This is a genomic window from Wenzhouxiangella sp. YN9 (assembly GCF_056324165.1).
Map to the genome: position 1 here is coordinate 117,685 of NZ_JBJNIP010000055.1, position 7,952 is coordinate 125,636.

At 63.0% G+C, this 7,952-nt stretch carries 7 protein-coding genes; 1 reads left to right on the forward strand and 6 read right to left on the reverse strand.

What is annotated here, in order from left to right:
- Positions 1-186: 186 nt before the first annotated feature.
- The 5 genes from phoR to gltX form a co-directional block, all read right to left on the reverse strand.
- Positions 187-1,476 (reverse strand): phosphate regulon sensor histidine kinase PhoR, encoded by a 1,290-nt coding sequence (gene phoR, locus ACEWQ0_RS02540; protein WP_476484384.1) that lies wholly within the window; start codon positions 1,474-1,476, stop codon positions 187-189.
- Entirely contained in the window at positions 1,476-2,174 is a 699-nt protein-coding gene (gene phoB / locus ACEWQ0_RS02545; RefSeq protein WP_476484385.1) for a phosphate regulon transcriptional regulator PhoB, read from the reverse strand. The genes phoR and phoB overlap by 1 nt, the downstream gene beginning before the upstream one ends.
- A 158-nt stretch (positions 2,175-2,332) precedes the next feature.
- The gene (locus ACEWQ0_RS02550) at positions 2,333-3,301 is read right to left on the reverse strand and encodes a helix-turn-helix transcriptional regulator (RefSeq protein ID WP_476484386.1); all 969 of its coding nucleotides are present in this window, start codon (positions 3,299-3,301) and stop codon (positions 2,333-2,335) included.
- Complete coding sequence (locus tag ACEWQ0_RS02555) at positions 3,298-3,744, reverse strand: Fur family transcriptional regulator (protein WP_476484387.1); 447 nt, start codon at positions 3,742-3,744, stop codon at positions 3,298-3,300. The genes ACEWQ0_RS02550 and ACEWQ0_RS02555 overlap by 4 nt, the downstream gene beginning before the upstream one ends.
- Positions 3,745-3,997: 253 nt before the next feature.
- Positions 3,998-5,428: a glutamate--tRNA ligase gene (gltX, locus tag ACEWQ0_RS02560; protein WP_476484390.1), complete on the reverse strand. Its 1,431-nt coding sequence runs from the start codon at positions 5,426-5,428 to the stop codon at positions 3,998-4,000.
- A 161-nt stretch (positions 5,429-5,589) separates the two neighbouring features.
- On the opposite strand from gltX, the gene mltF reads away from it, so the two are divergent.
- Positions 5,590-7,083 carry a membrane-bound lytic murein transglycosylase MltF gene (gene mltF, locus ACEWQ0_RS02565; RefSeq protein WP_476484388.1) on the forward strand — a complete coding sequence of 498 codons (1,494 nt, stop codon included), beginning with the start codon at positions 5,590-5,592 and terminating at the stop codon, positions 7,081-7,083.
- An 18-nt stretch (positions 7,084-7,101) separates the two neighbouring features.
- On the opposite strand, the gene dnaQ is transcribed toward mltF, so the two are convergent.
- Positions 7,102-7,815 (reverse strand): DNA polymerase III subunit epsilon, encoded by a 714-nt coding sequence (gene dnaQ / locus ACEWQ0_RS02570; RefSeq protein WP_476483638.1) that lies wholly within the window; start codon positions 7,813-7,815, stop codon positions 7,102-7,104.
- Positions 7,816-7,952: the final 137 nt, after the last annotated feature.

Here is a 7,952-nt window from a genome sequence, read left to right on the forward strand (position 1 = left end):
TGACGGGAGTGTGACGGTATGGTTACCAACAACCTCGTTGGTAACTTCAGTAACCCTGGTGTCTCGAACAGACGTGAAGTCTGCAGGCGGCCAGGAAAACGGGCGGCCCGTAAAGAGGAAACGAAGCAGTCGGGAGGATCAGCCGGCTATTACCAAGACATGCATGTCTTAGTAAGCCGGCACGCCTCATTGAACGATCCGGCTGGACGGAAACACACAGCGGAACACGCTGCCCTTGCCCGGCTCAGAGTCGACTTCCAGCGTGGCGCCATGACGCTTGAGGACATGCTTGACGATGGCCAGACCAAGGCCGGTACCCCCCTTCTGACGGCTACGCGAACTATCGACTCGGTAAAAACGCTGGGTGATGAAAGGCAGATGCCCCGAATCGATTCCAATGCCCTGGTCGATGACCTCGAATACGCCGTCTCCCGATCGTTCCGTACGCCAGGTCACTTCCACGGGGCTGTTCTGCTCACTGTAATTGAACGCATTGTTGACCAGATTCGAGAAAGTGCTGTGCAACTCCCTTTCAACCCCGAGCAATTTCGCCTCGCTTTCGATTTTTAATTCGATTGGGTGGGCTTCGTTGTCGGCCAGTGCCGCATCCCGGCAGATGCTGCGCACCAGCGCCGGTGTATCGACCCTCTCATCATGCGGCGCGTCGACCTCCTCGGTCTCCAGCCTGGACAGTTCAAGCAAGTCATTGACCAGGCTGTTCATGCGCCGGCACTGGGCCTGCATCTCGGCCAGCGGCTTGCGCCATTCCGGTCCCGGGGCAAAATCGGCAACCAGTGAATCCAGATAACCGCCAAGCACCGTCAGCGGCGAGCGCAGTTCGTGGGAAGCATTGGCGACGAAGTCGCGCCGCATTGCCTGGAGCCGGTGAAGCCGGGTCATGTCTCGGATCAGCAGCAGGTGCTGCTGATTGCCATAGGGCACCAGGCGCAGCATCAGGCGACGACTCGAATCAACCGGCGAGCGAATCTCTACCGAGTCCGCGCCATCCTCCGCCTCGACAAGGCCCACCAGTTGCGGGCTGCGAATGAGGTTGGAGACGGGTTGCCCGAAATCACTGCGGCTGGTCAATCCGACAAGCGCACGGCCAGACTGGTTGTACCAGAGAATGCGAAACTCGCTGTCGAGCATCAGGATGCCGTCGGGCATGGCCGCAGTGGCCTCGCGGAACTCCCGGATCACGGCCGCCAGCCGCCGCTTGCTCTGGTGGTGACGGCGTCGAAGTCGGTAGTAGTTGTCGAACAACTGACCCCAGACGCCCCACGACGCGGGCGGATCGCGGCGCCGGCTGCGTAGCCATCGATCGAGCCGATAAAGCTGGTATAGCCAGCGCGCTAGAAAAACACCCAGAGCCAGCAATACCAGCCAGGACAGATGACCCAGGAACGCGGCCAGCACTAGCGCGCCGGCCAGCAAAGCTGCCAGGAAAAGGAATTCGCTGATCCACGCCCGCGACATCAATCCGTGTGCACAGCGGAAAAACGGTAGCCCGCACCCCGAACGGTCTGAATATATTCGTCGAAGCCCACCGGCGCCAGTGCCTTTCGCAGGCGCAAGACGTGCACGTCGACAGTGCGCTCTTCAATGTAGACGCCGCCGCCCCAAACATGATCCAGGAGCTGCGTGCGCGAATAGACACGGTCCTGGTGGGTCATGAAAAAGCGCAGCATGCGAAATTCGGTCGGGCCGAGTTCGATGGGCTTTCCGTTGCCGGTCACGCGGTGGCTGGCGACGTTGAGTACGAGCCCATCCACCGTTACTTCATCCTCGGCGCCTCCAGGCGTCGCTCGGCGCAGCAAGGCGTTGATGCGCGCGATCAACTCGCGCGCACCAAAGGGCTTGGTCACGTAATCATCCACTCCGCTCTCGAGACCGCGCACCTTGTCATCTTCCATGCTGCGGGCGGTGAGCATCACGATTGGCAATTCGCGGGTCATTTCATCACGCCGCAGGCTACGGGCCAGCTCCACACCGCTGGCGTCGGGAAGCATCCAGTCGAGCAGAATCAGATCCGGCAGGTCATCGGCAACTCGCACCCGGGCGGCTTGGCAGTCGTCCGCTTCAACGACGTGGAAGCCCGCTCGTTTCAGGTTGAAAACGATCATCTCGCGAATCGCCTCGTCGTCTTCGACTACCAGGATGGTTCGGTTATTCATGGCATGCCTTGCAGTCAACCTGGCGTCATTGCAGCAGCGTCATGTGGCAGTTCAATGACACGACGATGACAGAATTCTTACAAGCGCCCTTTCGCTTCGATGGCCCGATATTTTCCACAGCCACTACAGATACTAATACAATCCAAATTGCCGCCGGGCTAACAGTAGTGGCCCAGCGCCTTCTCCAACTGCGCCGAGACTGCGCTGCGCAGAAAATCGGGCGCCACGACCTCGATATCGGCGCCGTAGCGCAGGATTTCCATGACCAGCTCGCGGCTGCGGCCGAAGGGAACCGACAGCTCGAAGCGGCCGTCGGGCAGCCACTGCGTGCGCTGCCCGGCGTGCCAGACCTCGTCCGCGGCCCAGCGCGCCGCCTCGGGGCTGAAGCGCAGCACGGCCTCGTGTTCGGCCGGTCCGGAAAAGATGCCGAAAGCCTGGTCGAAGTGGCGCGCGATTTCTTCGTCGGGCAGTTCGATGCTTTCTTCCTCCCGGCGCTGGATGTGACGAATCCGCTCGAGGGCGAAGCTGCGCAGGCCTTTTGAGCGATGACACCAGGCGTCGAGGTACCAGCGATCGCGATAGCCGGTCAGCCGCTGGGGCGAAATCTCGCGCTCGCTGACGTCGTCGCGTCGCCGGCCGTGGTAGGTAATGACCAGGCGCTCGCGCCGGAACAGCGCCTGCATGACGTCTTCGAACAGCTCGGCGGGAACCGGCCGGCCGGCATCGGGCCGGATATTGATGCGCTCAGGCTGGGCCGAAAAGTCCAGGCCCTGCGCGTCGAGCAGTTGGTTGATGCGCTGCTGCACGCCTGCAAGTTCGTCTTCGAGCAGGCCGGGCTGGACGTTGCCCAGCACGTGGCGGGCGGTCAGCAGGGCCTGCAGCTCGTCGGGGCTGATCCACAGCCCGGGCAGCTCGAAGTTGCCGGCCAGGCTGCGGTCGTAGTAGAAGCCGCGGCCTTCGGGGTCCTGCTCCAGCGGCGCGCCGAGGTGATCGCGCAGCTCGTTGATCAGGCGATAGAGCGTGGCCTGGCTGCAGCCGAGCTCTTCCATCAGATCGTGGCGGTTGATCGGCGTGCGGCGCTGACGCAGGAGGTCATGCAGGTGGTAGAGACGTTCGCGTCGGCTCAAGGGCGATGCGCCTCTTGGCAGGTACTGCACAGCCCGTAGATTTCGAGAACCTGGCGATCGGGATGAAAGGCTTCCTGCTCGGCCGCCTCGCGCAGATGCCGAGTCAGCGCGGAATCATGCAGCTCGATGACCGTCTGGCATTCGTCGCAGATCAGGAACTGCCCCTGATGCGACTCGGCGGGGTGAAAGCAACTGACGAAGGCGCTGAGCGACTCGAGCCGGTGAATGAAGTGGTTGTCGAGCAGAAAATCCAGCGCCCGGTAAACCGTCGGCGGCGCCGCATTGGGCTGCTCGGCCTTGAGCTGATCGAGCAGATCGTAGGCCTTGACCGGACCGTCGGCTGAGAGCACCAGCTCGAGCACCCGCCTGCGCGTGGGCGTCAAGCGCAACCCGCGCTGACGACAACGTTGTTCGACCTCTCGAATGACTCGACTCGAATCCATGACCCGATTCTATCAGGCGCTGGCAGCGAAGGCGCTGTAGACGAGCAGTTGCATGGTCGCGAATGAAATCGAAAACAATGGAACCACGGAAATCACGGAAGACACGGATTGAAAAAGCATGAATTGACCATGAACTTGTTCTTGCAACTGCCCACCGGTCGGCGCCAGCCGGGCAATTCTACAAAGCATGTCTGTTCCGTGTTTTCCGTGTCTTCCGTGGTTACAGATTTTATCTTTTGGACCCGCCCCCGACCTAACCCTGAGCGGCGGCGCGCTCGGCGATGAAGGCCAGGGCCCGGTCGATGCGGGCCAGGGTACGTTCGCGGCCCATCAGCCACAGGGTCTTGTCGATCGACGGCGATTCGCCGTGGCCCATCAGCGCCACGCGCAGCGGCATGCCGATCTTGCCGAAGCCGATGCCCAGTTCGTCCACCGTCGCCTGCACGGCGGCCTTGAGATCTTCGGCGCGCCAGTGGGCCAGCCCGGCCAGGCGATCGCGCAGATTTCCAAGCGGCTCGGCGGCCACCGGGCGCAGATGCTTCTTTGCGGCCGTGTGCTCGTAGTCGGCAAAATCTTCGTAGAACGGCCGGCTGCGCTCGACCAGCTCGACCAGGGTTTCCACGCGCTCGGCCTGTACCGGAATCAGGTCGGCCAGCGGCGGCCCGCTCTCGGCGTGCAGGCCGGCGCGCTGCAGATGCCAGAGCAGCTCGGAATGCACCTGATCACGATCGCCCTCGCGCAGGTAGTGATGATTGAGCCAGTTGAGCTTGAGCGTGTCGAAGCGCGAGGCCTTGTGGTTGACGTCGGTGATATCGAACAGCTTGATCAGATCCGCACGCGAAAAAACTTCCTGATCGCCGTGCGACCAGCCCAGGCGAGCCAGATAGTTGATCATGGCATCGGGCAGGTAGCCCTGCTCGCGCCAGGCCATGACGCCGACCGCCCCGTGGCGCTTGGACAGCCGGGCGCCGTCGTCGCCGAGAATCATCGGTACGTGGGCGAACTCGGGCGGCTCGACATCGAGCGCGCGATAGATATTGATCTGGCGCGGCGTGTTGTTGATGTGATCGTCGCCGCGGATGACCAGGTTGATGCCCATGTCGAGATCGTCGATGACTACGGCAAAGTTGTAGGTCGGCGAACCATCGGCGCGCATGATCACCAGATCGTCGAGCTCGCTGTTGGCCACCTCGATGGGCCCGCGCACGCGATCGCGAAACAGGACCGTTCCGGCAAGCGGGTTGCGAAAGCGAATGACCGGCTCGACGCCCTCGGGAGCCTGCTCGAGATCGCGGCAGTGGCCGTCGTAGCGCGGCTTTTCGCCGGCATCCATGGCGCGCTCACGCAGGCGCTCCAGGCGCTCTTTCGAGCAATAGCAGGGATAGGCCTGTTCGTTTTCGAGCAGGCGGTCAACCACTTCGCGGTAACGCGCCATGCGCTCGCTCTGGTAGAACGGACCCTCATCGGCATCCAGGCCGAGCCAGGCCATGCCATCGAGGATGGCCTGCACCGACTCGGCGGTGGAGCGCTGGCGGTCAGTGTCCTCGATGCGCAGCACGAATTGCCCGCCGGTGGCACGGGCCGCCAGCCAGCAAAACAGCGCGGTGCGAGCACCGCCAATGTGCAGAAAGCCGGTGGGAGACGGCGCAAAGCGCGTCCGGATCGGTTGAGTATCGCGGGCCATGAGCGAGTCGATCAAGAAGGGGGAAAGCCGGTTATTCTAGCAGAGGCAACCGGCTTAAGCTGGGCCGCCAAATCCGCTATAAAGGGCACCTCAGACTTGCTTTCCGCCAGGCGCATGACTTCACGACACTTCCGGCTCCTGTCCATCGCAGCGGCGGTCAGATGAACCGCGCCGAGCCACACGCGGCTGAAGAACCGCCGGGGCGGCTGCAATCGCTGCGGCCACGGCTGCGGGCGCTCGGCCAGCTGCTGCTGATCGCGGTCGTGGTCGTGGCGGCGACCACCTCCGGCGACAGCGGCCTCAATCAGGTTGAACGGATCCATGCGCGCGGCAGCCTGACCATGCTGACGGTCAACGGCGCCTCGACCTACTATCTCGGCGCCGAAGACGAAACCGGCTTCGAATACGAGCTGGCGCTGGCTTTCGCGCGCTATCTGGACGTTCCGCTGGAGGTGATTGTCGTTCCCAGCGTGGCTGACCTGGTGCCGGCCCTGCTCGAAGGGCGCGGTGACTTCGTGGCCGCGAACCTCACGCGCACGCCCCAGCGCCAGCCCCGGCTGCGCTTTGGTCCGGCCTACGAAACGGTCGTACCGACCGTGGTCTATCGTCGCGGCACGCCACGCCCGCGCTCGATTGAAGAGATGACCGCTGGCCGGCTGGCGGTGATGGAGGGTACGGTCTATCCGCCGTTGCTGTCGCGTCAGGAAGCGGCCATCGAGCCCGAGATCCGCCCGCATGCGAGCATCGAGGACCTGTTCGAAGCCATCAGCAACGAGGAAATCGACTACACCATCATCGATTCCAATATTCTGGAGCTCAATCGCCGTTTCTTTCCCGCCATTCGCCCGGCCTTCGAGCTGGGCGAGCCTCAGCCGCTGGCCTGGGCCACACCGCGCAACAACGACGACTCCCTGGTCCAGGCCATGCGCGAGTTCTTCCTGGTGGCCGAAGCTGATTCCTTGCTCGCCGAGCTGCGGGAGCGCCACTACGGGCATATCGAGAACTACAAACCGGTGGGCACGTTCACGTTCATGCGCCAGATTCGCAATCGCCTGCCGGCGCTGCGCCCCTTTTTCGAGCAGGCGGCCGAGGCCCATGAGCTGGACTGGCGGCTGCTGGCGGCCGTCGGCTATCAGGAGTCGCACTGGAGCCCGTCGGCAGTCTCGCGCACCGGCGTTCGTGGCGTGATGATGCTGACACGGCGAACGGCGCAGCAGCTGGGCATCAACAATCGCGTGGACGCCAGACAAAGCATCATGGGCGGCGCACGCTACCTCAAATCAATGATCGGTCGGGTACCGGATCGCATCGACAATCCCGATCGGCTGTGGCTGGCTCTGGCCGCCTACAACATAGGCTACGGGCACCTGGAAGACGCGCGGGTACTCACCGAGATTCGCGGCGGCGACCCCGACCGCTGGGTCGACGTGCGCGAATCACTGCCGCTGCTGACTCAGGAACGCTGGTACAAGCAGACCCGCCACGGCTATGCGCGCGGCTACGAGCCGGTGCAGTATGTGGAAAACGTGCGCACCTTTTATGAAATCCTGCTGTGGATGGACGGGCGCGATCACCCGCTGCTGGTCGATGCGAAGTCGTCGGAAAAGCCTGATGGACAGGGCGCCGAATCAGCAACCGGCGGCCCCGACAGCTGACGGCGGGCTGCGCGGCGCTCAGTCGTCAGCCAAGGACTCCTGCCAGAGGCAGTGGCCGGCGCTCTCGCGGATGGCTTCCAGCCTCCGGCGATGGGCAGAAAGCTCGGCATCGCCGGCGCGGCGAACCACCAGCCTGGAAACATCCACGTCGACCAGCATGGCGCTGCTGTCGGCGCGGTCGTCGCTCTCCGTCGACAGCTCCAGCGCCAGGTCGACCTGTCCCCCGGTCATTGCCAGATAGACTTCGGCCAGCAGCTCGGCGTCAAGCAGCGCGCCGTGCAGCTCGCGCCCGGAGTTGTCCACTTCGTAGCGCTTGCACAGAGCGTCGAGGCTGACGCGCTGGCCGGGGTGCAGCTCGCGCGCCAGCGCCAGGGTATCCATCACCGTGGCGTGGTCAGTCACCCGGACCGGATCGGGCAGCCGGGCGAGCTCCGAATCCAGAAAGGCAAGGTCGAAGGCGGCGTTGTGAATGATCAGCTCGGCGCCAACAATGAACTCGATGAAATCTTCCGCCAGCTCGGCAAAGCGCGGTTTGTCGGCCAAGAACTCGTTGCTGATGCCGTGAACGGCCATTGCGCCTTCATCGACATCGCGATCGGGATTGATGTACACGTGAAAGCTGCGCCCGGTCTGGCGCCGCTCGATCATCTCCAGCGCGCCGATCTCGATGATGCGGTGCCCCTGTTCTGGCTCCAGGCCGGTGGTTTCGGTGTCAAGAACGATTTGTCGCATGGGGGAAAGCGTGAAGTGTTCAGTGTGAAGTGTAAAGAATCAAAACCAACAACACCAACAACATCCTCGCAACAATCTTCACACTTCACACTTCACACTTCACACTTCACACTTCACACTTCACACTTCACACTTCA

Bases quoted from the DNA above. Each gene is read 5' to 3' on its own strand.
- mltF (WP_476484388.1), top strand. From the start codon at position 5,590: ATGAACCGCGCCGAGCCACACGCGGCTGAAGAACCGCCGGGGCGGCTG.
- phoR (WP_476484384.1), bottom strand. From the start codon at position 1,476: ATGTCGCGGGCGTGGATCAGCGAATTCCTTTTCCTGGCAGCTTTGCTG.
- ACEWQ0_RS02555 (WP_476484387.1), bottom strand. From the start codon at position 3,744: ATGGATTCGAGTCGAGTCATTCGAGAGGTCGAACAACGTTGTCGTCAG.
- dnaQ (WP_476483638.1), bottom strand. From the start codon at position 7,815: ATGCGACAAATCGTTCTTGACACCGAAACCACCGGCCTGGAGCCAGAA.
- gltX (WP_476484390.1), bottom strand. From the start codon at position 5,428: ATGGCCCGCGATACTCAACCGATCCGGACGCGCTTTGCGCCGTCTCCC.
- phoB (WP_476484385.1), bottom strand. From the start codon at position 2,174: ATGAATAACCGAACCATCCTGGTAGTCGAAGACGACGAGGCGATTCGC.